This is a genomic window from Pyxidicoccus trucidator (assembly GCF_010894435.1).
Classification (GTDB): Bacteria; Myxococcota; Myxococcia; order Myxococcales; family Myxococcaceae; genus Myxococcus; species Myxococcus trucidator.
The window spans coordinates 277,563-299,742 of the sequence record NZ_JAAIXZ010000012.1 but is presented as its reverse complement, the minus strand read 5'-3'; the positions used below and the strand labels follow the sequence as shown (position 1 = coordinate 299,742).

19 protein-coding genes are annotated in these 22,180 nt (G+C 69.4%); 10 read left to right on the top strand and 9 right to left on the bottom strand.

The genetic code is table 11. The features are described 5' to 3' along the window. Positions 1–188: 188 nt before the first annotated feature. From G4D85_RS30920 to G4D85_RS30910, 3 genes are all read left to right on the top strand, one after another. Positions 189–2,441, top strand: coding sequence for a zinc-dependent metalloprotease (locus G4D85_RS30920; RefSeq protein ID WP_164017630.1), 2,253 nt, complete (start codon positions 189–191; stop codon positions 2,439–2,441). A 295-nt stretch (positions 2,442–2,736) separates the two neighbouring features. Further along, a complete protein-coding gene (locus G4D85_RS30915) occupies positions 2,737–3,690 on the top strand; it encodes a hypothetical protein (RefSeq protein WP_164017629.1) in 954 nt (317 codons plus the stop codon). Between the two features lie 69 nt (positions 3,691–3,759). After that, the gene (locus G4D85_RS30910; RefSeq protein WP_164017628.1) at positions 3,760–4,494 is read left to right on the top strand and encodes a glutathione S-transferase family protein; all 735 of its coding nucleotides are present in this window, start codon (positions 3,760–3,762) and stop codon (positions 4,492–4,494) included. Between the two features lie 115 nt (positions 4,495–4,609). Here the strand turns inward: G4D85_RS30910 and G4D85_RS30905 are convergent, their stop codons facing one another. From G4D85_RS30905 to G4D85_RS30895, 3 genes are all read right to left on the bottom strand, one after another. Then, a complete protein-coding gene (locus G4D85_RS30905) occupies positions 4,610–5,347 on the bottom strand; it encodes a hypothetical protein (RefSeq protein WP_164017627.1) in 738 nt (245 codons plus the stop codon). 134 nt (positions 5,348–5,481) lie between these two features. Then, positions 5,482–6,516, bottom strand: coding sequence for a rod shape-determining protein (locus G4D85_RS30900; protein WP_011556714.1), 1,035 nt, complete (start codon positions 6,514–6,516; stop codon positions 5,482–5,484). 165 nt (positions 6,517–6,681) lie between these two features. Further along, a complete protein-coding gene (locus tag G4D85_RS30895; protein WP_164017626.1) occupies positions 6,682–7,230 on the bottom strand; it encodes a putative ABC transporter permease in 549 nt (182 codons plus the stop codon). Positions 7,231–7,456: 226 nt separating this feature from the next. On the opposite strand from G4D85_RS30895, the gene G4D85_RS30890 reads away from it, so the two are divergent. Further along, positions 7,457–7,978: a hypothetical protein gene (locus G4D85_RS30890; protein WP_164017625.1), complete on the top strand. Its 522-nt coding sequence runs from the start codon at positions 7,457–7,459 to the stop codon at positions 7,976–7,978. A 160-nt stretch (positions 7,979–8,138) separates the two neighbouring features. Then, on the top strand, positions 8,139–10,238 hold the full coding sequence (locus tag G4D85_RS30885) for a monovalent cation:proton antiporter family protein (RefSeq protein ID WP_164017624.1): 2,100 nt from the start codon (positions 8,139–8,141) through the stop codon (positions 10,236–10,238). Between the two features lie 9 nt (positions 10,239–10,247). Here the strand turns inward: G4D85_RS30885 and sitI6 are convergent, their stop codons facing one another. Genes sitI6 through G4D85_RS30870 form a run of 3 tightly spaced genes read right to left on the bottom strand, consistent with a single transcriptional unit; the run spans position 10,248 to position 12,458 of the window. Continuing rightward, positions 10,248–10,973, bottom strand: a complete 726-nt coding sequence (gene sitI6 / locus G4D85_RS30880) for a SitI6 family double-CXXCG motif immunity protein (RefSeq protein ID WP_164017623.1) — start codon at positions 10,971–10,973, stop codon at positions 10,248–10,250. 23 nt (positions 10,974–10,996) lie between these two features. Further along, positions 10,997–11,692, bottom strand: coding sequence for a SitA6 family polymorphic toxin lipoprotein (sitA6, locus tag G4D85_RS30875; RefSeq protein ID WP_240359599.1), 696 nt, complete (start codon positions 11,690–11,692; stop codon positions 10,997–10,999). Between the two features lie 46 nt (positions 11,693–11,738). Further along, the gene (locus G4D85_RS30870; protein WP_164017621.1) at positions 11,739–12,458 is read right to left on the bottom strand and encodes a glycosyltransferase family 2 protein; all 720 of its coding nucleotides are present in this window, start codon (positions 12,456–12,458) and stop codon (positions 11,739–11,741) included. 150 nt (positions 12,459–12,608) lie between these two features. Here G4D85_RS30870 and hflK point away from each other — a divergent pair, with 150 nt between their 5' ends. The 5 genes from hflK (at position 12,609) to G4D85_RS30845 (ending at position 19,514) form a co-directional block, all read left to right on the top strand. Then, positions 12,609–13,682 carry an FtsH protease activity modulator HflK gene (hflK, locus tag G4D85_RS30865; protein WP_164017620.1) on the top strand — a complete coding sequence of 358 codons (1,074 nt, stop codon included), beginning with the start codon at positions 12,609–12,611 and terminating at the stop codon, positions 13,680–13,682. Next, the gene (gene hflC, locus G4D85_RS30860) at positions 13,679–14,617 is read left to right on the top strand and encodes a protease modulator HflC (RefSeq protein ID WP_164017619.1); all 939 of its coding nucleotides are present in this window, start codon (positions 13,679–13,681) and stop codon (positions 14,615–14,617) included. The genes hflK and hflC overlap by 4 nt, the downstream gene beginning before the upstream one ends. A gap of 15 nt (positions 14,618–14,632) precedes the next feature. Then, complete coding sequence (locus G4D85_RS30855) at positions 14,633–15,523, top strand: RluA family pseudouridine synthase (RefSeq protein WP_164017618.1); 891 nt, start codon at positions 14,633–14,635, stop codon at positions 15,521–15,523. A gap of 184 nt (positions 15,524–15,707) precedes the next feature. Further along, positions 15,708–18,224, top strand: a complete 2,517-nt coding sequence (locus tag G4D85_RS30850) for an ATP-binding response regulator (RefSeq protein ID WP_164017617.1) — start codon at positions 15,708–15,710, stop codon at positions 18,222–18,224. Between the two features lie 141 nt (positions 18,225–18,365). Next, positions 18,366–19,514 carry an ice-binding family protein gene (locus G4D85_RS30845; protein ID WP_164017616.1) on the top strand — a complete coding sequence of 383 codons (1,149 nt, stop codon included), beginning with the start codon at positions 18,366–18,368 and terminating at the stop codon, positions 19,512–19,514. Between the two features lie 46 nt (positions 19,515–19,560). On the opposite strand, the gene nhaR is transcribed toward G4D85_RS30845, so the two are convergent. The 3 genes from nhaR to G4D85_RS30830 all read right to left on the bottom strand — a co-directional run bounded on the left by nhaR (position 19,561) and on the right by G4D85_RS30830 (position 21,969). Further along, entirely contained in the window at positions 19,561–20,469 is a 909-nt protein-coding gene (gene nhaR / locus G4D85_RS30840) for a transcriptional activator NhaR (RefSeq protein ID WP_164017615.1), read from the bottom strand. 82 nt (positions 20,470–20,551) lie between these two features. Then, positions 20,552–21,145, bottom strand: a complete 594-nt coding sequence (locus G4D85_RS30835; RefSeq protein ID WP_164017614.1) for a manganese efflux pump MntP — start codon at positions 21,143–21,145, stop codon at positions 20,552–20,554. 209 nt (positions 21,146–21,354) lie between these two features. Then, entirely contained in the window at positions 21,355–21,969 is a 615-nt protein-coding gene (locus G4D85_RS30830) for a PH domain-containing protein (protein WP_164017613.1), read from the bottom strand. Between the last annotated feature and the right edge of the window lie 211 nt (positions 21,970–22,180).

Sequence of the window (22,180 nt, the reverse complement as noted above, 5' to 3'; positions counted from 1 at the left end):
CTCAAGCTGCAACGGGATTGCGCGGACGTCATATCGGCGGAGGCCGAAGTCGTTGCCCGGCGCGGGGCATCCGGGGGCGCGAGGAATACGACGGGAACCTCCTCGCGGAATTTCGTTTCTCCAACACGGGTCGCGCATCGTGCGCGGCCCGCTCCTTGGAGTCCCTCATGCGGAGAAGTCGATTCCCAATGCGTCGCTCGTTGCTGGGCGCCGCGTCCCTGGCCGTCGCGCTGAGCACCGGCTGCGGCAGTCCCACCAGCTCCCCCGCGTCGGAAGTCCCGGAGGCTCCCGCCGAGGTGCTACCCGTCACCCTGGATGAGACCTTCGTGGCCGTGCCGAAGGAGGTGGGCGCTGCGCGCAAGCAGCAGGTGGAGCAGAAGCTCCAGGGCGCGGTGGACGACTCCGGCACCAGCTTCTACCTGGCCATCCGGCGCAGCGAGCTGGGGCAGAAGTGGTTCATGTCCGCGTTCCTCAAGCAGCACCACCCGGGCGGCATCCTCTACTACGCCGCCAGCACGCTGGGCACGCGGGTGGTGAGCTTCAAGGAGCAGAACGGCAAGCTCTTCGTCCTGGACGTGGACGACACCAAGGTGCTCAGCGACGTGTTCGACCCGGAGGTGCTGGTGGAGGCGTACCCCGTCGTCACCGACCACGGGCCCTTCAACCGCGCGCGCGGCTCGGACCAGTACGTGCTCATCGACCCGACGGCGGGTCTCAACCGCTTCGGGGTGCTGGGGGACCTGCACGGACGCCAGAACATCCGGTTCCAGGTGGAGCTGAGCTTCGCGCAGCGCTTCCGCCGCATGGCGGACGGCGTGGCCTTCGAGCAGGTCTTCACCGGCTACATGGACGTGCCGGACGACCTCTCCCACGGCTTCCTGGAGGCCAATCCCTACCGCCGCTCCGGCACCCTGGGGCTCACCCTGCGCAAGTACTCGGAGAGCGCGGGCTACACGCCCACGCCGCCGCCACCGAAGGACTTCTACATCCAGGGCGCGGAGCGCCTCATCCCCAACAGCGGCGGGTGGACCGAGCTGGCGGTCGCGAAGTGGAACATCCACCCGGGGATGAAGCCCATTCGCTGGCACATCACCGACAGCATCCTCACCGTGCAGGACGACCCGTTCTTCAGCGAGTACGACGTGGTGGGCGCGGTGAAGCGCGGCATCGAGGGCTGGAACGCGGCGTTCGGCTTCAAGGTGCTGGAGGCCGTCGTGGCCGACAGCTCGCTGAACTTCGCGGATGACGACAAGAACGTCCTCATCTTCGACACGGACCTGGCCATGCCCCTCGCTTTCGCCAGCCTGCGCACCAACCCCAACACGGGCGAGATTCGCGGCGCCAGCATCTACGCCCCCGCGGCGTGGATGGCGAACGCCATCTATGAGGCCGGCGGCGAAGGGGCCGCGCCCACCCTCGCGGCCGATCCGCTCCAGGCCCTGCGCATGTCCTGGTCCGGCATGCGGGACGACACGCTGTGTGACTTGTCGCTGGCCCGGGTTCTCGAGGGCGAGGGGGCCCCGGTGCACGTCTCGGCGGATGACTCGCTCACCCCCAAGCAGAAGGCGGAGAACGCGCTCACCAACCTGGTGCTGCACGAGATTGGCCACACGCTGGGCCTGCGCCACAACTTCTCGGGCACGAGGGTGTACGACGGCGGCGACTCGGTCCTCCGCTCCAGCACGGTGATGGACTACCCCGAGTTCGACGACGCCATCCACGGGACCCAGCCCGGGCCGTACGACGTGCAGGCCGTGCGCTACCTCTACGGACTGTCCGAGCAGCTTCCCACCCAGGCGTTCTGCACGGACCCGGACAGACGCCTCGACCCGTACTGCAGCCCGAATGACCGCTTCGATGAGCCGCTCACGAAGTGGTTCGTTCCGCAGCTCCACGCGTACCTCGCGCCGCTGCTGCGCAACTCGGTGAACCTGGACCGGCAGAAGGGGCTCTTCGGCCTCTACGTCAACGACGTCCTGAAGTTCGTGCGCGCGGGCAACGCGCAGGCCCAGGTCACCGCCTACCAGGGGGCCCTGGCCCAGGTGCGGCCTCCGCTGCACGTGCCCGCCGACGCGCCCCCGCAGTACGCCGCCCGAGCGGATGAGCTGGCGCGGCGACTGCTCTCGCGCCTGTACCTGGACCCGGTGGCGGACCGCGGCTTCTTCTCCGCCAACCCGCCCGCCACGTCGGCGCTGCTGCCGCTGGTGATTGCCGACGTGAAGGCCATCCTGCTCAACGCGGACGGTGTGCGCACCTACGGCTCGCGTCGCGTCATGGTGGACATCCTGAAGACCCAGCAGACGCTGGCGTCCTATTCCGCCCTGCGGAACGCGCAGGAGACACTCACCGCGCAGCTCCCGGCGCTGAGCGGAGATGCGCGGCTGGAGGCCGAGGACCTGGTGGCCCGCATCTCCGAGGCCGTCTCGCCCTACTACCGCTGAGGCGGGGCTCCCGCGCCGGTGGCTCGCACCGCCACCGGCGCGGAGGCTTCCCTCGGCGCGCGGCGGAGGCGCTCAATGCCTCACCTGTAAGCGTCCGCTACTCCACGCCGCCGCTGTCCCGCTGCCGACGCTCCTTCTTGAGTGGACGTGGCCTCCGCAACCCGGCGGAGTGGCACCGCGAAAATCCTCTCAAGGGGACGTCACCCTCGACTCCACAGCGCGACCCGGATGTCCCCAGCGGCCTCGAAAGAGGTCTCGGTCAGTGACGTCAATGACTCACGATTGGGGGGAGCGCATGCGGTCCAGACATATTGAGAGCGTGCTCGTGGTGTCCATGGTGGCTGTCTTCGCGGGCTGCGGCCCGGTGGAGGAGCCCCTCGAGGAGCCCCCCGGCGAGGCGGCCACCGCGGAGCAGGAGCTGGGCTCGCAGAATGGTTTGTCCTTCAATGGGTTGTCATTCAACGGCCTGTCCGCGAATGGCCTGTCCTTCAATGGGCTGTCATTCAATGGCCTGTCCGCGAGTGGTTTGTCCTCGGCCCCCTTCGCCTCCTGGTTCCAGTCGAACCCGGCGCTGGCGGACATGGTGATGCGGTACCTGGTCCGCTGCGCGGTGCCAGCGGGGCAGGTCCGCGGCTACACCAACCCGCGCACGGGCGTCTCGTACTTGTGGGCGGGGCTGCTCGGACTCGCGCCGGACTGGGCCCAGGGGCAGCTGCCCACCACGGCCGAGCAGCAGGTGGTGTCGGCCTGTCTGGCCGCGCACACCACCAACACCGGTGTCCAGATGGCCATCTCCGTGCTGGGGGTGAATGGCAGGGGGCAGGCCATCCCCTACGGCTCCTGGGAGCTCTCGACGTACTCCGAGGAGGAGGCCTGCTTCTTCGGCAACCTCTTCACTGGCGAGGGGCTGTTCGTGGCCAGTGACCAGGGGCTCCTGCGCGGGAGCCAGAGCTCCCCACGTGGGTGTGCGCTGTCTCCGGGCCCGCTGCAGCGAGTGGAGGACAACTGCCCGCCCATCATCCCGCTCGGGAGCTGCGACGCGTACTGCACCGCGGGCCTCCTTTCGCCCTTCCACACGCGCTGCACCCGCAACGGCGTCCACTACCGGCCCATCACCACCCGGCTGCGCTCCAGGGATGTCTTCCGCTGCGGGGACGGCGTCTGCCAGTACACCGAGTCCTGTGGCCTGGGAGTTGGATACCGGGACTGCCTGCTCGACTGTGGCCTCTGCCTGGGCAGAGACCGCTGAGGCTCCGGCGGGTGGAGACTCGCTTGTGGCTAGGGCGCCGCCTCCGCGCGGCGTACTGTCCCGGGTTGCATGCGCACACTCCACGGAATCGGCTACTCGGGTTGGACGGAGAAGGCCCGCTGGGCGTTGGACCACCATCGCGTCGCCTTCCGGTACCGCGAGCACGTCCCACTCACCGGCGAGCTGGGGCTGCGCTGGCGCACGCCGCGCGGCGTGCGCCCCTCTGTCCCGCAGCTCGCCGACGAGGGCGGCGTCATCACCGGCTCGTTCAACATCGCGAAGCGGGCGGAGGAGGTGGGGCAGGGCGCGCCGCTCTTCCCCCAGGACGCGCTGGAGCTCATCTCCCGCTGGGAGGAGACGAGTGACCGCGTGCTCGGCGTGGCTCGGGCACAGTTCATCACCGGACTGCTCCGCAACCCGCGGGCCCAGAAGGAAAGCCTGCCCTCCTTCGTGCCCGGGTGGCTTGGGGGCGTCATGGCTCCGTCCGTACGGATGGGCGCGAACTTCATCGCCCGGAAGCACAAGGCGGCCTTCGACGTGGAGGGCGCCATCCAACAGACTGTCGTCCCCGCCCTCGAACAGCTCCGCGCCGAGCTTGGCGGCCGTCCCTACCTGAAGGGCGGCTTCACCTACGCGGACATCAACGCCGCGGCCATGCTCCAGATGCTGCGCCCGGCGGAGGACCGCTACATGCCGCTGGGGGCCGGGACACGCGAGGTGTGGACGAACGCGCCCCTCGCGGACCGCTTCCCGGACCTGCTCGAGTGGCGGGACGGGCTCTACGCGAAGCACCGCAAGCCCTGAGCCTGTGCCTGTCGTGGGTTGCGTGCACTCATGCCGGGGCCGTGCCGGAGCCCCAGGAAAGCGCTGTCTCCGCCGTCGCCCGTGAGCCACCGTCCGTGAGCGGCGGGCGCGAGGCTCAGGGCTTCTTTCCGCCCCCCTGCGGCGGCGGCGCGCCCTGGCTCATGCGCTGGCGAATCAGCTCCTGAATCTGCGCGGGCGTCTTGCCCTCGAATGGGGACGCGTCCATCTTCTGGTAGTCCGGCGGGACGGCGAAGAGCGAGTCGGGCTGCGCACCCTGCTGGATGTTGGTGAGGTTGATTTCCATCACATTCCCATCGGCGCCGAAGGTCTGCGCGCGCACGTAGGGCACCTCGGGCAGGCCCGTGGGCCGCCACATCTTCTGACGCATCGGCTTTCCGTCCATGCCCGGCACCGTGCCCTCGTACACCGTGCTCGGGTGGCCGTTCACCTTCTCGGTGCCGGTCTTCTTGAAGCCCTGCGCCAGGAAGCAGGCGTCGTAGTCCTGCCCCTCCCCCGTGCAGGACATGGGCAGCTTCATGGGCAGCTCATCCAGGCTCCGCTGGGACGCAATCTTCTGCGCATGCATCAGCGTGGTGCCCGTGCGCTTCTCGAAGTCGAACAGGATGGACATGCCCGGCGCGTTGGCGGGCTGGCCGGGCAGCTGCGTGTCCATGCGCAGCATCAACTTGCGCCCGTACACCTTCCCCTGGGTGGCCGGGGGCGGCTTCTGTCCGGGCTGGGGCACCACCTTCGTGGTGGCCTCCGCCGACCAGTCGGCGAGGGCGGGGGTGGCCACCAGCAGCGCGGCGGCGGCGAGTCCTGACAGCCTGCGACGAAGGGAAGAAGGGCGCATGCCGCCACCACAGTCCAGCGCCCGCACGCCTGTCAAACACGCCCGGCGCCAACGGCTGGAAAAGCGAACGGCGCCGGCCCTCGCGAAGAGTCGCGGGAGCGCGGCGCCGTGGCCGTGAAGCACCGTGCTGGGACTCAGCCCGGCTGGCAGACCTGGCGGAGGATGTCGAGCGACTCCAGCGCCTTGCCCGCGCCAATCACGACGGCGGACAGCGGGTCCTCGGCGAGGAACACGGGCAGGCCCGTCTCCTCGCGCAGCAGCGTGTCCAGGTTCTTCAGCAGCGCGCCGCCACCGGCGAGGACGATGCCGCGGTCGGCGATGTCACCGGCGAGCTCGGGCGGGGTGCGCTCCAGCGTCAGCTTCACGGCCTCGACGATGCCGTTGACGGGCTCGGCGAGCGCGTCGCGGACCTCGTCGCTGGACACGGTGAGCGTGCGCGGCACGCCGGCCACCAGGTCGCGACCCTTGATCTCCATGGTCATGACCTCGTCCGTCGGGTACGCGGTGCCGATGCCCATCTTGATGAGCTCGGCCGTGCGCTCGCCGATGAGCAGGTTGTACTTGCGCTTGACGTACTGGATGATGGCTTCGTCCAGCTTGTCGCCGCCGATGCGGACGCTCTTCGCGAAGACGATGCCGGCGAGGCTGATGACCGCGACGTCGGACGTACCGCCGCCGATGTCGACAATCATGTTGCCGCTGGGCTCCGTCACCGGCAGGCCCGCGCCAATCGCCGCGGCCATCGGCTGCTCGATGAGGTAGACCTCGCGGGCGCCCGCGTTGGCCGCCGCCTCGCGCACCGCGCGGCGCTCCACCTCGGTGATGCCCGAGGGGATGCCGATGATGATGCGCGGGTTGACGAGCGTCTTGCGGTTGTGGGCGCTCTGGATGAAGTAGCGCAGCATCGCCGCGGTGATTTCGAAGTCCGCGATGACGCCGTCCTTCATCGGACGGATGGCCACGATGTTGCCCGGGGTCCGCCCGAGCATCTCCTTGGCCTCCTTGCCCACCGCGAGGACCTTCTTGCCCCCGCGCGCGTCCTGCTGCACGGCCACGACGGAAGGCTCGTTGGAAACGATGCCCTGGCCGCGGATGTAGATGAGGGTATTCGCCGTGCCCAGGTCGATGGCGAGGTCACGCGAAAAGAGGGTGTGAAGCCAGTCAAACATACGGGGGCGGGAACTTTCAGGGAGGCGGCGGAATTTCCCCCAGAGCGTGGGGGAGACGCGCGGAAGGTACTACGCGCCGCAGCACGGAGGAAGAAAAGCCGGAAGCTGCTTCCACTTCAGGTTGGATAGCAGTCGGCCAGCGGACGCGCACGGCCCTGGCTCTCACTACAGGGAAGCAGCCTCGGCCTGCGCCTGCTCGAAGCGGCTGGCCACCACGCCGGCCTCTTCGGGAATCCCCTCTGGGAGCGCCCCCTCCGGCAGCGTCCCGGCCTCCTCGGCGTGCCGGTACTCGGGCGTGTGGCGCAGGGCCTCGCTGGTGACGTGGAGCAGCGAGTCACGCACGGGCTCGAACAGCAGCGCGGTAAGGTACCAGGCAGGCGCGTAGTCCAGCCGGATGAGGCCGTGCACGCTCCAGCGGTGGGGTGAGTAGTCCCACGGACAGCGGCCGAGCAGGCGCTTCAGGGCCCAGCCCGTGCCGTACTCGGCGGCGAAGATGAGGGCGGTGTAGGCCAGCGCCCGCAGCGGCCGGGGCAGGGGCTTGAGCCGGGCGGAGACCTCCTCCAGCGCCAGCGCCGTGCCTCCGTAGATGGGGTGCATCCACAAATAGGTGCGCGCGGTCGCGCTCCTGTCTCGCTTCAGGGCCGCGCCCGCGCCCGTGAACAAGACCTCCAACACCCACCCCGTGCACCCGTAGAGCAAGAATCGTGAAAGCACATCCGGAACCTAGGAACCCTCGGCAGGAGGGGGCAGTGCCTGGACCGACACGGGCCGGGGCTTCCGGATGCCTGCCCCCGCCCGACGTCTGACTCTGTACACCCGAGGACAGGGCGCCTGTCCTCAGGGGCGGGGAGGACATGGGCCTACAGCGGGGCAAGCCGTCTGGAGCCGCCCGTGACGTGCGTGCTTTACTTACCCGGAGGGCGCGTCGTAACAGGATGGAGTGACTCGTTCCCCCGGCCAGAACTCGCGGATGCCCGGTGCCGGGAGTGGAGCGTGCGGGCCGTGGCCCCTCGTCCTGGTGGGCGCGGTCCTGCTGCTCGGGCTGGCCCATGGGAGCGCGGGCCTGCCCGAGTCCGTCCCGGAGCGGAGGAGCCCGTTCTCGGCGGCCCGTTCCCTCCAGGGCATCGGGGTCGAAGGCGAGGCCGGGCACCGGCTCCTCACCCGGGGCCCCACGCAGCAGCCGTGTGTGCGGTTCCAGGGCACGGGCTTCGACACCTGGGCTGCCTTTGGGGGCGCGCCGTCCCTCTTCCCCGCGCACGCGCGCTGGTGCGCGGCGCGCGGGCGCTTCCCGGTGGACTCCTTCACGGTGCAGCGCTGGGGCCGGGCGCGGCAGGCCATCGCGGACACGGCCATCGCCCGTCGGGTGCGCTACCCGGTGGTGTCCGGGTCCACGCGGAGCGGCCTCGCGGACCAGCCCTCCATCGTCACCTGCCCCCTGCGCGGACCTCCTGCCTCCAGGTGACGCGGTCCTGCGAGGGCCCCGCTTCCTGCAGGCCCTTGCCGGCCCGTCGTCCGGATAGCGCGGGCCGGGCGGGTCGTCCTTCCGGCGGCCGTGCCCGCGGGCCCAGGCCTTTCTTCCATTCTTCGGTAGTGCGCGCCCTCCGGGGCGCGGAGGTGACTTGATGCACGGAGCCCACGAGGTCCTCCAGGCCATCGCCATCGTCCTGTGCGTGGCGGCGGTGACGACCGTTCTCTTCCAGAAGCTCCGGCAGCCGGTGGTGCTGGGGTACATCCTGGCCGGCCTGGTCGTGGGCCCCTACGTGCCCATCCCCCTGGTGGCCAACCCGGAGGTGGTGACGACGCTCTCGGAGCTGGGCGTCATCCTGCTGATGTTCTCGCTGGGGCTGGAGTTCAGCCTGCGCAAGCTGTTCGCGGTGGGCTTCACGGCCGGACTCACCGCGGTCATCCAGTGCACCATCATGGTGTGGCTCGGCTTCGTGGTGGGGCGCGCCTTCGGGTGGACGTCCCTGGAGAGCATCTTCACCGGGGCCATCATCGCCATCTCCAGCACCACCATCATCGCCAAGGCCTTCGACGAGCAGGGCATCCGGGGGCGGCTGCGTGAATTGGTGGTGGGCGTGCTCATCGTCGAGGACCTCATCGCCGTGCTGCTGATGGCGACGCTGACGGCCATCTCCACCGGCACGGGCCTGTCGCTGGGCGAGCTGTCGCTCACCACCGGGCGGCTCATCGCCTTCCTGGTGGGGCTCGTTGCCGTAGGGCTCTTCATCATCCCCCGGGCCGTGCGCTACGTGGTGCGGCTGAACCGCCCGGAGACGACGCTGGTGGCGAGCGTCGGCATCTGCTTCGCGGTGGCGCTGCTGGCGCAGGCGTTCGGCTACTCGGTGGCGCTCGGGGCGTTCCTGGGGGGCTCGCTGGTGGCGGAGTCCGGCGAGGAGAAGGTGGTGGAGCACCTCGTCCAGCCGGTGAAGGACATCTTCGCCGCCATCTTCTTCGTGTCCGTGGGCATGCTCATCGACCCGGCGCTGGTGGTGAAGTACTGGGCGGCCATCCTGGTGCTCACGCTGGTGGTCATCACCGGGAAGATTCTCAGCGTGTCGCTGGGCGCGTTCCTCACGGGCAACGGCACGCGCACGTCCGTGCAGTCGGGCATGAGCCTGGCGCAGATTGGCGAGTTCTCCTTCATCATCGCGGCCCTGGGGCTGTCGCTGAAGGCGACGCGCGAGTTCATCTACCCGGTGGCGGTGTCCGTCTCGGCGATTACGACGCTCACCACGCCGCTGCTCATCAAGCTGTCCGGGCCCACCGCGACGTGGGTGGACCGGAAGCTGCCCAAGCCGCTGCAGACGTTCGCCACGCTGTACGGCACCTGGGTGGAGCGGCTGCGGGAAGCGCCCCGGCGCGAGACGCTTGGCGCGGGAGTCCGGCGGCTCATCCGGCTGCTGGTGCTGGACGCGGCGCTGCTCGTCGCGCTGGTGATTGGGACGTCCCTGGCGGCGGGGAGGGTGGCCGTGCTCATCGAGGCGCGCACCGGCCTGGGGCAGGAGCTGTCGAAGAACCTCATCATCATCGCCGCGGTGTTGCTCTCCGTGCCGTTCCTGGTGGGCGTCGTCAGCCTGGCGCGCCGACTCGGGACGATGCTGGCGGAGGTGGCGCTGCCCCGGCGGACGGATGGGAAGGTGGACCTGGCGGCGGCGCCCCGCCGGCTCCTGGTCGTCACGCTCCAGGTGGTCACCGTCATCATCATCGGGGTGCCGGTCGTCGCGATTACCCAGCCGTTCCTCCGGGGCGCCACGGGGTTGCTCATCATCCTGGCGCTGCTGCTGACGCTGGGCGTCGCCTTCTGGCGGAGCGCGACGAACCTGCACGGGCACGTGCGCGCGGGCGCGCAGGTCATCGTGGCGGCGCTGGCCGCGCAGTCCCACTCGAAGGAGCCGGGGGCGGAGGAGCACGCGCTGGACGACGTGCCGAAGCTGCTGCCCGGCCTGGGTGAGCCGGTGCCCGTCCGGCTGGAGGAGACGAGCCCCGCGGTGGGACGGACGCTGGCGCAGCTCAACCTGCGCGGGCTGACGGGGGCGACGGTGCTGGCGATTCAGCGTGGCGAGGAGAGCGTGTCCGTGCCCACGGCGCAGGAGGTGCTGCGCTCCGGGGACGTGCTCGCGCTCACGGGCACGCACGACGCGGTGGAGGCGGCGAAGGGCCTGCTGTCGCCCGCGCCTCCAGCCCAGGGGCCCGTGGAGCCGGCTACCACGCACGCGTGAGCTGCGCGGTCAGCGCACCTGGAGCTCGCGGAAGCCCACTCCGTCCAGTCCCAGGCGCCGCGCCGCGTCCACCAGCCGCTCGCTGACGACGATGAGCGTCCAGCCCTGGGCCAGCCGGAACAGGTCCACGTGCCCGGGCAGCGTTTGCCTCTCAATGAGAATGGAGTCCGGGCGGGTCAGCTTCTCGTCGCCGCACACGGGGCAGGGCGTACCCATGTCCGGCGGCAGGCAGTCGGGATGGAATCGGCCGTGAAGCTCGAGTTCAGGCTCCAGCAGCTCGGGTGTGGGCTTTACGCGGAAGCGCACCTCCACGGGACAGGCGACGAGCCCACGTACACCCTCGGCGCGAAGGGACTCCAGCGCCTCGCGCCGGAGGAAGAGTGACCACGGGTTCTGCAGGAACAGTGCGCCAAAGGTGCCCGAGCCTGTGCCCGTGAGCGGGCCGAGCCGTGTCCCAGGTTCCAGTCTTGCTCCAGGGGGGGCCAGGGGCCTCACCTGCTCACGCAGCCTGCTGAACTCCGAGAAGGGGACGGGCCATGCCTCGGACAACCTCCGCTGCTCCTCTTCCGGGAGCCGCGACACGTCCACGCACGGATACTGGAGCCCCATGACGCCCCCTCCGGCACCACAGTGAGCGCAGGGCTGGACTCCGGGCAGCCCCCATCTGTGAGCGGCATTGCCCAGGTTGCCCGTGTAGCGCCGGGAAGTGTCCTGCTCGACCTCGAAGAACTTCATTCTTTCCTCGGGTGGTTCGCCCCTCAGCGGCTGTAGTAGGGCTCGATACGGCCCATCAAGTCGAAGCGGTGAATCAGCACCCCGGCATGTTTGTAGATTTCCTCCGCAGGGGTCCGCCTGCCCAATCTCCCCTGCACGAAGCTCCTCCACGCCTGATTCCACTGGCCGCCACTGGGGCCTCCACCATGGATGCGGAAGTGGATGTGCTGAGGGATGGGCATCGTGAAGTCGTGGATGTTGATGCCCGCTGCGGTGAAGAACGGCCGGAACTCGGCGGCCTGGGGGAAGATGTGGTGTTTGACGAACCGTCCGGCCGGCAGGGGAAGTGGGCGGACCACCTCCGGCGTCCGGTACATGGCGAAGACCAGGATGGGCTCGGCATCACCTCGAAGCCCCATGCGACGGTTGCGCAGGTGCCTTGGCAGGAAGGGTGCTCTGACGAATACCCCACCACGTGACGCCAGCAGCGGGCCTGGCTGCTCCGAAAGCTCCTCCGTCCCCACCACTGCTTCGTCGGGGAGCATGTCCTCGCAGCCATAGAAACCGCACTCGGCGGTGTCTCCGGCACAGGCGAAAATCACGCACCTGTCAGCGCCTCGCGCCCCGCATGCCCCCAAATGCTCGGCCGCATTCCAGGCGCGAACCGCGGGTGAAGCGGTGCCGCATGCGGTGAGCACCAGGACGGAGAGCAGCAGGGGCCAGCGCGGAGCGCGAGTCATCATGGCGCTGTCTACTCCAGGTGGGCGCCGGCCCCGAGCGCCCCGGCTACCGCTTCACCGCATACTTGAAGATGACGTAGAGGGCGCGCACGCCGTCCTTCCAGCCAATCTTCTTGCCCTCTTCGTACGTGCGCCCATGGTAGCTGATGGGCACCTCGAACACGCGCCAGTTGCCGCGGGCCACCTTCGCGGTGATTTCCGGCTCGAAGCCGAACCGCTCCTCCTCCACGTCCACGGAGCGGAGCACCTCGGTGCGGAAGGCCTTGTAGCAGGTCTCCATGTCCGTGAGGTTCAGCCCGCTCGTCATGTTGGAGAGCGTGGTGAGCGTCTTGTTCATCACCGTGTGCCAGAAGTACAGCACCCGGCGCGGCGTCCCCGTGAAGCGGCTGCCGAAGACGACGTCCGCGTCCCCGTCGAGGATGGGCTGGATGACCTTGGGGATGTCGCGCGGGTCGTACTCCAGGTCCGCGTCCTGGACGATGATGATGTCCCCGGTGGCCTCGGCGAAGCCCCGGCGCAGCGCCGAGCCCTTGCCCTGGTTCTGCTCCTGGAACAGCACCCGCACCTCGTTGCGGTTGCGCGGCGTGCCCCCCAGCACCTCCACTCCCTGCTCCTGGAGCTGGCGCAGCAACTCCCGGCTGCCGTCCCGGGAGCAGTCGTCAATCAGGACGAGCTCCTTGGGGAAGTCGACGGCGATGCAGCGGCGCAGCAGCTCCGCGAGGGTGGGAATCTCGTTGTAGACGGGGATGATGAGCGACACGAGCATGGCGGCTCGCGCCTCTACCCCATTTCGCCGCCCGGGGCGACCCAGAAGGAACCCCGGGAGGCAGCGAGGGAGGCAGGGAGCGCCAGGTCATTGGCTGGATTCGCGCTGTTCCCCTTGCATGAAAGTGCTTTGACGGCCAAAGACTGATGCATGTCATGGCCCCCGCGCATCGTCAGCCCCGCCCCCGGAGGGCGGGAACCGTCGGACATCTTTCGTGAGCTTCGACGACAGCTGGGGCCCCTTGTCGGGCGCCAGCTCCTCTTCGTCCTGCTCGGCCTGGTGGGGCTGACAGGCGTATTGACCAGCTATGCGCAGGTGGAGCCCGATGAGGTCGGCGTCATCCTCCGGCTCGGCCGCTTCGTCGGCACCGTGGAGCCGGGCCCCCACTTCCGGCTGCCGTTCTGGGTCGACCGCATGGTCAAGGTGCCCGTGCAGCGGCAGCTCAAGGCGGAGTTCGGCTTCCGCACGGAGGCATCCAGCGCGCGGAGCGCCTCTTCCTCCTATGCGGCGAGCTCCCCTGACCTGCAGCGCGAGTCGCTGATGCTCACCGGCGACCTCAACGTCGCGGTGGTGGAGTGGATCGTCCAGTACAAAATCAAGGACCCGTACAAGTACCTCTTCAAGGTGAAGAACGTGGAGGCGATGCTGCGGGACATCTCCGAGGCCTCGATGCGGGCGGTGGTGGGCGACCACTCGGTCAACGAGGTGCTCACCACCGGCCGTCAGGCGGTGGCCACCCAGTCCAAGCTGCTGCTCCAGGACCTGGCGGACCGCTACGAGACGGGCGTGGACATCCAGCAGGTGGTCCTCCAGGACGTCAATCCGCCAGACCCTGTCAAACCCTCCTTCAACGAGGTGAACCAGGCCATCCAGGAGAAGGAGCGGGCCATCAACGAGGCCTACGCCGAGCGGAACCGGGCCATTCCTCGCGCCCGCGGCGAGGCAGAGGAGGCGCTGCGCGCCGCCGAGGGCTATGCCATCGAACGTGTGAATCGCGCCCGGGGTGAGGCCGACCGCTTCGCCCGCGTCCATGAGGAGTACCGCAAGGCTCCGGACGTCACCCGCCGCCGGATGTACCTGGAGACCGTCAGCCAGGTCCTCCAGGGGGCTGGACACAAGGTCGTCGTGGACGAGTCGCTCAAGGGACTCACCCCGCTGTTGCGGATGGACGGGGACGACCCCGTGCCCGCGAGCGCCACCCACAAGCCGGAGGCCCAGCGATGAGCCGCGTCACTGTCGTAATCGCCGTGGTTGCCGTGCTCGCCATCGTGCTGGGGTTTTCCAGCACGTACACGCTGAGCGAGAACGAGCAGGCCGTCATCACCCGGTTCGGCGAGCCCAAGGGGCAGTCGATTGTCGCGCCCGGACTCCACCTCAAGCTGCCCTTCGTCGACACGGTGAACCGCTTCGACAAGCGCTGGCTGGACTGGCGGGGAGACCCGAACCAGATTCCCACCAAGGACAAGAAGTACATCTGGGTGGACACCTTCGGTCGCTGGCGCATCGTCGACCCGCTGCGCTTCTTCCAGCGCCTGCGCGACGAGCGCAACGCCAAGTCCCGGCTCGATGACATCATCGACGGCGAGACGCGCAACACCATTGCCTCGTTCGCCCTGATTGAGGCGGTGCGCTCCACCAACCGCCCGTTCGAGGACGACGAGTACATCACCGAGAAGGAGCGCGGCGAGTCGCTGGAGCAGGTCGCCCAGGGCCGGGACAAGCTCACCCGGCAGATTCGCGACCGGGCCGCCGACATCGTCAAGGAGTTCGGCGTGGAGCTGGTGGACGTGCAGATTCGCCGCATCAACTACGTCGACGAGGTGCAGGTGAAGGTGTTCGAGCGGATGATTTCCGAGCGGCGGCGCATCGCCGAGCGCTCCCGCTCGGAGGGCATGGGCCGCGCGGCGGAGGTCCGCGGCCAGCGGGAAAGAGACCTCAAGGAGATTCGCTCGGAGGCCTACCGCAAGTCCCAGGACATCACCGGCAAGGCCGACGCCGAGGCGACGAAGATATACGCGGACGCCTTCGGCAGGGACCCGGAGTTCTACCAGTTCATGCGCACCCTCGAGGCCTATCCCCAGGTGGTGGACCGCTCCACCTCCCTGTTCCTCGGGAGCGACTCCGAGTTCTACCGGTACCTGCGCAGCTCGAAGAAGTAGGCGGAAGAGGCCCCGGTGCTGCTCAATGACGGCTACGTGTACCGCGAGCAGCTCGGGCACCGCCGGGGCCTCAACGCGCTCGCCCACCTGGCGGACCGGTACCGTCACTCCTCGGAGTCCGAGTGGCGGGCGCGCTTCGAGCGGGGCGAGGTGCAGCTGGATGGCGTCATCGTGGGCGGGCTGGAGCCCCTGAGGGCGGGGCAGTGGCTGTGCTGGCACCGTCCGCCGTGGGAGGAGCCCGACACGCCACGGACCTTCGAGCTCGTGCATGAGGACGCGGAGCTGCTCGCCGTGGTGAAGCCGCCCGGGCTGCCGACGCTGCCCGCGGGGGGCTACCTCCAGAACACGCTGCTCTCCCTGGTGCAGGCGCGCTGGCCCGAGGCCGTCCCCATGCACCGCCTGGGGCGCGCCACGTCGGGCCTGGTGCTCTTCACGCGCACGCCCGCCGCCGCCTCCCACGTGGCGAGCAGCTGGCGTGAGGGCCTCGTGCACAAGCGTTACCGCGCGCTCTCCCTCGGGCTCGCCGCCCATGGGGACTACGACATTCGCGCGCCCATCGGGCTGGTGCCCCATCCCCGGCTGGGCGAGGTGCACGGCGCGAGCGAGCGGGGACGAGCGTCCCACAGCACGGCTCGGGTGCTGGAGCGGCGCGCCGAACACACGCTCTTCGAGGTGGACATCCACACGGGGCGTCCCGAGCAGATTCGCATCCACCTGGCCTTCATCGGCCACCCGCTCGTGGGGGACCCGCTCTTCGCCGCGGGAGGCCTGCCGCGGGCTGACAACCCCGGGCTCCCCGGCGACGGCGGCTACCTGCTGCATGCCGAGTCGCTCGCACTCCCCCACCCGCGCTCGGGCGTGCGGCTGCGACTGCACGCCCCGCCTCCCGTCGCGCTCCGCTGCTGACGGCGGCTCGCGCCTCTACGCCATTTCGCCGCCCGGGCGACTGTCCTGCACCCACCGCGCTGACCTGCTTCCCCAGGCGAGGGGGGTGGCGCGGCTTGCCCGACTTGCGTGAAATGCCATTTCGCGTCGGGAGAGGAGGGGCCAGGGGGGCCTTTCCGCCCCATGCGAAAGCTCAGGGAGCGTCATGACTGACCACCACGGCCACGCGGGCCATGGAGTGCTGTCCGTTGAGGCCCCACCCGGGACGGAGGGAGCGCTGGCCGAGGGCCTGAGGGATTTCCTCTATGGCGCCTGGTACATGCCGCACGGCCACTGCTACCAGTGGCAGCCGGACCTGGTGGTGCTGCACGTGCTGTCCGACACGCTCATCGGCGCCGCCTACCTCTTCATCTCCCTGTCGCTGTACGTGCTGGTGCGGCGCATCCGGCTGCCCTTCGGGGGGATGATTCTCTCCTTCGGCCTCTTCATCGGCGCGTGCGGGCTGACGCACCTGGTCGAGGTGTGGAACGTGTGGAACTCGGCCTACTGGCTGGCGGGAGGCGTGAAGGCGGTGACGGCGGTGGCGTCCGTGGCCACGGGGCTGTACCTGGTGCCGCTGCGGCGCCGGGTGGCGGAGGTGGTGGCGTCCGCGCGGCTGTCCGAGGAGCGCGGGGTGCGGCTGGAGAAGAGCAGCCGGGAGCTGGAGACGCTCTACGCGAAGCTGAAGGAGTCCGAGGCGCAGCGCACCGGCTTCTTCGCCAACGTCAGCCACGAGCTGCGCACGCCGCTGGCGCTCATCCTGGGCCCGGTGGACCGGCTGCTGGAGCGGGGCGGGCTGTCCGCGCAGGACCAGAAGGACTTGGAGGTGGTGCGGCGCAACTCGCGCGTGCTGATGCGGCACGTGAATGCGCTGCTGGACGTGGCGAAGCTGGACGCGGGGCAGATGCGGGCGTCCTACGCGGAGACGGACCTGGCGCGCCTGGTGCGGCTGTGCGTGGAGAACTTCGAGGGGCTGATGGCGGAGCGGCGCCTGCGCTTCTCGCTGGAGCTGCCGGGCATGCTCCCCGCGCAGGTGGACCCGGACAAGCTGCAGCGGGTGGTGCTCAACCTGCTCTCCAACGCGGTGAAGTTCACCCCCGAGGACGGAGCCATCCGCGTGGCCCTGAGCGCGGAGGCGGGGTGGGGCCGGCTGGTGGTGGAGGACAGCGGGCCCGGCGTGCCGCCGGAGCTGCGCGAGGTCATCTTCGAGCGCTTCCGGCAGGGCGAGGGCGTCACCTCGTGCCAGTTCGGCGGCACCGGCCTGGGGCTGGCCATTGCCCGCGACTTCGTGATGCTGCACGGGGGGCGCATTCGCGCGGAGGAGCGCCCGGAGGGCGGAGCGCGCTTCGTGGCGGAGCTGCCGCTGCTGGCGCCCTCGGATGCGCGGCTCCAGACGGTACCCGAGCCGGAGCCCTCCCTGCTGGCGGCCCGCGCCGAGGTGGACGTGCTGCGGCCGACGGCGGACGCGCCGGAGGAGGCGGTGCCCGAGGACCCCTTCCGCCCGCGCGTGCTGGTGGTGGAGGACACCCGGGAGATGCGGCGCTACGTGGCGGAGACGCTGGCGCAGGACTTCCGGGTGGCCACCGCGACGGACGGCGAGGACGGGCTGCGGCAGGCGGAGACGCTGCGGCCGGACGTCATCGTCAGTGACTTGATGATGCCGCGCATGGGCGGAGACCAGCTGGTGCGGGAGGTGCGCGCGCGAGCCGGGCTGGAGTCCACGCCGATTCTCCTGCTCACCGCGCGGGCGGATGACGCGCTGAGGGTGGACCTGCTGCGCGCCGGCGCGCAGGACTACCTGGTGAAGCCCTTCGTGGCGGAGGAGCTGTTGGCGCGGGTGTCGAACCTGGCGGTGATGAAGCGCACGCGCGAGGTGCTGCAAGGCTCACTGGACGCGCGCTCGTCGGACGTGGAGGTGCTGGCCCGCGAGCTGGGGCTGCGCAAGCGCCAGCTGGAGGCGGCGCTGGAGAGCACCAGCTCGGCGCGCGCGGCGGCCGAGCGGGCCAGCGAGTCCAAGAGCACGCTGCTGCGGCTGGTGTCCCACGAGCTGCGCACGCCGCTGTCGGTGCTGCAGCTCACCCAGCACGCCTTCCTCCGTGAGGTGGGACCGCTCCAGCCGAAGGCGATGGAGATGTTCGAGCGCATGACGCGCTCCACCTCGCGCCTGCGGGAGATGACGGAGATGGTGCTCCAGTACAACCAGCTGGAGGAGGGACGGCTGGTGGTGCGGCGCGAGTCGGTGGACCTGGTGTCGGTGGCGGAGGATGCGCTGGTCGAGGTGCGCGGCGAGGCGGACCGCAAGGGGCTGCGGACGACGGTGTCCCGGCCGGCGGGGATGGTGGTGGTGCAGACGGACCCGCGCATGCTGCAACTGGTGCTGCTGAATCTGTTGATGAACGCGGTGAAGTACACCCAGCAGGGCGGCATCCACGTGGCGGTGGAGGTGGTGGCCGGCGCGAGGCGGGTGCGGGTGCGGGACACCGGCCCGGGCATTCCTCCGGAGGCCCAGGCGCGCATCTTCGAGCCCTTCCAGCACCTGGAGCCGTTGGACAACAAGTCCAAGCCCGGCGTGGGGCTGGGGCTGACGCTGGTGCGCGAGCTGGTCTCGGTGCTGGGTGGGAAGGTGACGCTGAAGTCCGAGCCCGGCGTGGGCAGCGAGTTCATCGTCGACCTGCCGTCCTGAGTCCTGGCCGTCCTCGTCGCGCACACGCCGCTGCACTGGCTCACCGCCGTCGCCGTGCCAGGGCCACTGACGGAAAAACCGTCAGATGCAGGCGAAAGTTCCTTCTTTTAAAAGAATTGCATGGGGCGCATCACTGGCCCCATGAGAACGAAGTCAAAAGCAAAGCAGCTCAAGGTTGTCGCGACGCTCCTCCTGCTCCTGGTGGGCTCTGCCTGCGGTGACTCGGACCCGCGGGACCCGGAGGACGCGGGGAGTCGGGCGGACGCCGGGAGCACGGCGGACGCGGGCAGCGCGACGACGCCGACCCTCCTCTCCAACTCGCCGCTCGCGGCCGCCACTGGCGTCCCCGTCAACGAGAGCGTCAGCGCGACCTTCAGCGAGGCGATGGACCGCGCCACGCTCACCCCGACCACCTTCACCCTGACCGCCGGGGTGGCGGCGGAGCCGGTCCAGGGGACGGTGCACTACGCCAACGCGAAGGCGGTGTTCTGGCCCGCCGCCCACCTCGCGAGCAACACCGTGTTCACCGCGACCCTCACCTCCGGCGCCCGGAGCGCCTCGGGTGTCGCGCTCGTGGCGCCGCACATCTGGAGCTTCACCACGGGCAGCACCCGGGTGGCGGGGACGCCCGTGAATCTCGGGACCGCGGGTGACTATGTCATCCTCGCGAAGAGCGGCATCTCCACGGTGCCGACCTCGGCCATCACGGGCAACCTCGCGGTCAGCCCCGCTGCCGCCAGCTACATCACCGGCTTCTCGCTGACCTCGGACTCCACCAACGTGTTCTCGACCTCCCCTCAGGTGACGGGGAAGGTGTACGCGGCGGACTACGCTTCACCCACTCCGTCCAACCTGACCACCGCGGTCGGTGACATGGAATTGGCCTTCACGAGTGCCTCGGGGCGCGCTCCCGACTTCACGGAGCTGGGCACGGGAAACCTCGGTGGGATGACGCTCTCCCCGGGTGTCTACAAGTGGGGGACGGCGGTCCTCATCCCGACGGACCTGACGCTCACCGGCAGTGCGACGGACGTGTGGATCTTCCAGATTGCCCAGGACCTGACCCTGAGCAGCGGCACGGACATCGTCCTGGCGGGTGGCGCACTGCCCAAGAACATCTTCTGGCAGGTCAGCGGTCAGGTGGACCTCGGCACGACGGCGCACCTGGAGGGAATCATCCTGAGCCAGACGTCCATCAAGCTGAGGACGGGCGCTTCGGTCAACGGCAGGCTGCTGGCACAGACGGCGGTCACCCTCGACGGCAGCACCGTCGTCCAGCCGGCCCCGTAACGGAGCGGAGCACCCCTCGGAGTCCCCGGCTCTGCTGGGGACTTCGTCATTTCGTGGCGAAGATTTCCTGCCGCGCGGCCTCGAAGATGGCGACCACCGAGGGGTGACGAATCTTCCTCTCGGAGGAGATGGCATAGAACTGCTGGCGGATGGCTTCCGCCCGGCCCACCACCCGCACTCCATGGTCCAGCATGACCTCGGCTTCGATGACCGTCGGGGCCGCGAAGACGCCCATCCCCTGCCTGCCGAAGTCCTTCATCAGGGCGCTGTCGTCGAACTCCGCGACGATCCGCGGGTGGATGTCCTGGGACTCGAACCACTGGTCCAGGGCACGCCGCACGGCGGAAGGTGCGCCCGGGAGCAGGAAGGGCGTCCCATCCAGGGAGCGCGGGAACTTGCGGCGCGTCGCGGCGGCGAGCTTCGGGGCGGCGAAGAAGGTCGTGCCGCACTCGCCGAGCAGATGGTTGAAGACCCGGACCGGGTTGGGCCCCGCGGGCCCGTCGGCGATGACCAGGTCGACGGTGTGGACCGCCATCTCCGCGATGAACTCCACCACGGACTTGTCGGCGCGGCAGACCAGGCGGACGGGCTGGGCGGAGCGCAGGGCGGGTTCGAGGAACCGCCGCACGAGGGACGGGGGGAGCACATCCGCGACCCCCACCACCAGGCGCAGCGGCCTCTCTCCGGAGGCCCGTCCCTTGATGGTGTCGAGGAACTCACCGCCCAGGGTGAAGATGGCCTCTGCGTAACGGAGCGCGACGCGACCGGCCTCGGTGAGCACCAGGTTCCGCCCGCTGTGCGCGAACAGCTTCTCGCCCAGCACCTCTTCGAGCCTGCGAATCTGGCCGCTGATGGTCGGGTGCGCCAGGCGAAGCTTCTTGCTCGCGGCGACGATGCTCCCTTCCTTCGCGACGACCCAGAAGTAGTAGAGGTGATGGTAGTTGAGCCAGTCCACGGTGGACGACCCTATGTCGAACCCGCGGAGGGCGGCACCGGGATTGCCAGCTCCGGCCGCGTCCGCTCGTGGGCCGCCGCGCTCAGGCGAGGAGGTGCTCCAGGAGCGTCTTGAAGCCGAGCCCGATGAGGACGATGCCTCCGACGACGTCGAGCTTGCCCTCGAGCGACTCACCGAACCGTCGCGCAACGCTCATGCCCAGCAGGCACAGGACGAGCGTCACCCCGCCAATGATGGCCGCTGCCATCGCGATGTGGACGTTGAGCGCTGGGAGCGTCACCCCCGCCGCCAGCGCGTCGATGCTGGTGGCCAGCGCCATGACGGTGAGCCGCGCCGGGTGGAACGGGTCGCTCGCGACGGGCGCCTCGCCCGCCTTCGGTGCGGCGCCCGTCCCCAGGTGGCGGTGGGTATAGGCCTCATGCAGCATCTTGCCCCCGATGCCCGCGAGGAGCACGAAGGCCAGCCAGTGGTCCCAGGCCGCGATGGCATCCGCGAACTGCGCCCCCACGGCCCAGCCGATGACGGGCATGCCCGCCTGGAAGAGGCCGAAGAGTGAAGCGACGAGGAGGGCGTCACGTACCCGGACGCGCGGGGCCGCGAGCGCACTCGCGATGGAGACGGCCGTGGCGTCCATGGCCAGGCCCAGCGCGAGGAGCAGCAACATCGTCAATGGCATGGGTGCCCTCTACCCCGAGGCGCGTCGCCCCGGAAGCCTCGAGCGCTACCCGAAGGGGTGAGGCGGGCGCGGGCTCCGCCGGCTCGCGCGCGGGAGTCCCTCCTGGAGAACCACCAGGGGCCTGCCTGCTCGCCAGTCGGAAGGGACGGGCGCGTTTGACGGCGCTCCGTCCCCTCTGGCGGTCTGCGCTGGAGTCAACCCCGACCGGCTCAGGCCTTGATGTAGCGCTCGAACACGGAGCCGAAGTCCTTCACGTGGTACTTCTGCTGCGCGCCGCTGAGCCAGGCGAAGGCGGCCTGGTTGAGCTCCTTGAACGCCTCCACCGTGGGCGTGGCGCCCGCCTGACCGCGACCGAGCGTGGACGAGGCGACCTCGACGCTGGCCTTGGCGTGGCCGAGCATGACTTCATTCTCCCGAATCAGCTCGGAGATGCGGAACAGCGCCTTGTAGAGGTCCTTCACCTGCTCCAGCTGCTTCTTGTGCACGTCGATGGAGAAGTCCTTGTTGCCAAGGTGGAACTTGATCTCCACGTCCATGTCCATGTTGCCGGCCGTCTCCAGCATCACATTCGAGACCGGATGGGTGCTGTAGCTGTAGCGGCGCAGCATGCGCTTCTTGCTGGCGGCGCTGGTGCCGTCCAGGTGGATGAGCGCCTTGTTGGTGAAGCAGTACTCGTCGGACTTGGACTTGATGAGGAAGAAGATCTTCTCCTGGTCCTCGTGCATCACGTAGTCGTCGGAGTCCACCTTGTCGTAATCCGCCGGAGCGATGACGGAGCCGATGTCGCTGAGACCGAGGGCATCCGCGGCGAGCTTCCCAAACATTTCGTTCTCCTGCCGGGTGCTGGACCCGGTTGTCGTGGCGTGGGCATGACGCCCACATCCTCATGGACGAGGCAGACCCGTCATAAGCGAGCTCCCGGAGCGACGAAAGTGGCTTGGCGCTACGTCCGCTCCCAGGGCCGGGAATCGGGCCGCTGATGCACTCCGACCGAAGTGTCACGGGCCGGGCAACGGGCCCGGTGTATTGAGCTCC

Coding starts and splice junctions, on each gene's coding strand:
- G4D85_RS30920 (WP_164017630.1), top strand. CDS start 189: ATGCGTCGCTCGTTGCTGGGCGCCGCGTCCCTGGCCGTCGCGCTGAGC.
- G4D85_RS30915 (WP_164017629.1), top strand. CDS start 2,737: ATGCGGTCCAGACATATTGAGAGCGTGCTCGTGGTGTCCATGGTGGCT.
- G4D85_RS30910 (WP_164017628.1), top strand. CDS start 3,760: ATGCGCACACTCCACGGAATCGGCTACTCGGGTTGGACGGAGAAGGCC.
- G4D85_RS30905 (WP_164017627.1), bottom strand. CDS start 5,347: ATGCGCCCTTCTTCCCTTCGTCGCAGGCTGTCAGGACTCGCCGCCGCC.
- G4D85_RS30900 (WP_011556714.1), bottom strand. CDS start 6,516: ATGTTTGACTGGCTTCACACCCTCTTTTCGCGTGACCTCGCCATCGAC.
- G4D85_RS30885 (WP_164017624.1), top strand. CDS start 8,139: ATGCACGGAGCCCACGAGGTCCTCCAGGCCATCGCCATCGTCCTGTGC.
- sitI6 (WP_164017623.1), bottom strand. CDS start 10,973: ATGAAGTTCTTCGAGGTCGAGCAGGACACTTCCCGGCGCTACACGGGC.
- sitA6 (WP_240359599.1), bottom strand. CDS start 11,692: ATGACTCGCGCTCCGCGCTGGCCCCTGCTGCTCTCCGTCCTGGTGCTC.
- G4D85_RS30870 (WP_164017621.1), bottom strand. CDS start 12,458: ATGCTCGTGTCGCTCATCATCCCCGTCTACAACGAGATTCCCACCCTC.
- hflK (WP_164017620.1), top strand. CDS start 12,609: ATGTCATGGCCCCCGCGCATCGTCAGCCCCGCCCCCGGAGGGCGGGAA.
- hflC (WP_164017619.1), top strand. CDS start 13,679: ATGAGCCGCGTCACTGTCGTAATCGCCGTGGTTGCCGTGCTCGCCATC.
- G4D85_RS30850 (WP_164017617.1), top strand. CDS start 15,708: ATGACTGACCACCACGGCCACGCGGGCCATGGAGTGCTGTCCGTTGAG.
- G4D85_RS30845 (WP_164017616.1), top strand. CDS start 18,366: ATGAGAACGAAGTCAAAAGCAAAGCAGCTCAAGGTTGTCGCGACGCTC.
- G4D85_RS30835 (WP_164017614.1), bottom strand. CDS start 21,145: ATGCCATTGACGATGTTGCTGCTCCTCGCGCTGGGCCTGGCCATGGAC.
- G4D85_RS30830 (WP_164017613.1), bottom strand. CDS start 21,969: ATGTTTGGGAAGCTCGCCGCGGATGCCCTCGGTCTCAGCGACATCGGC.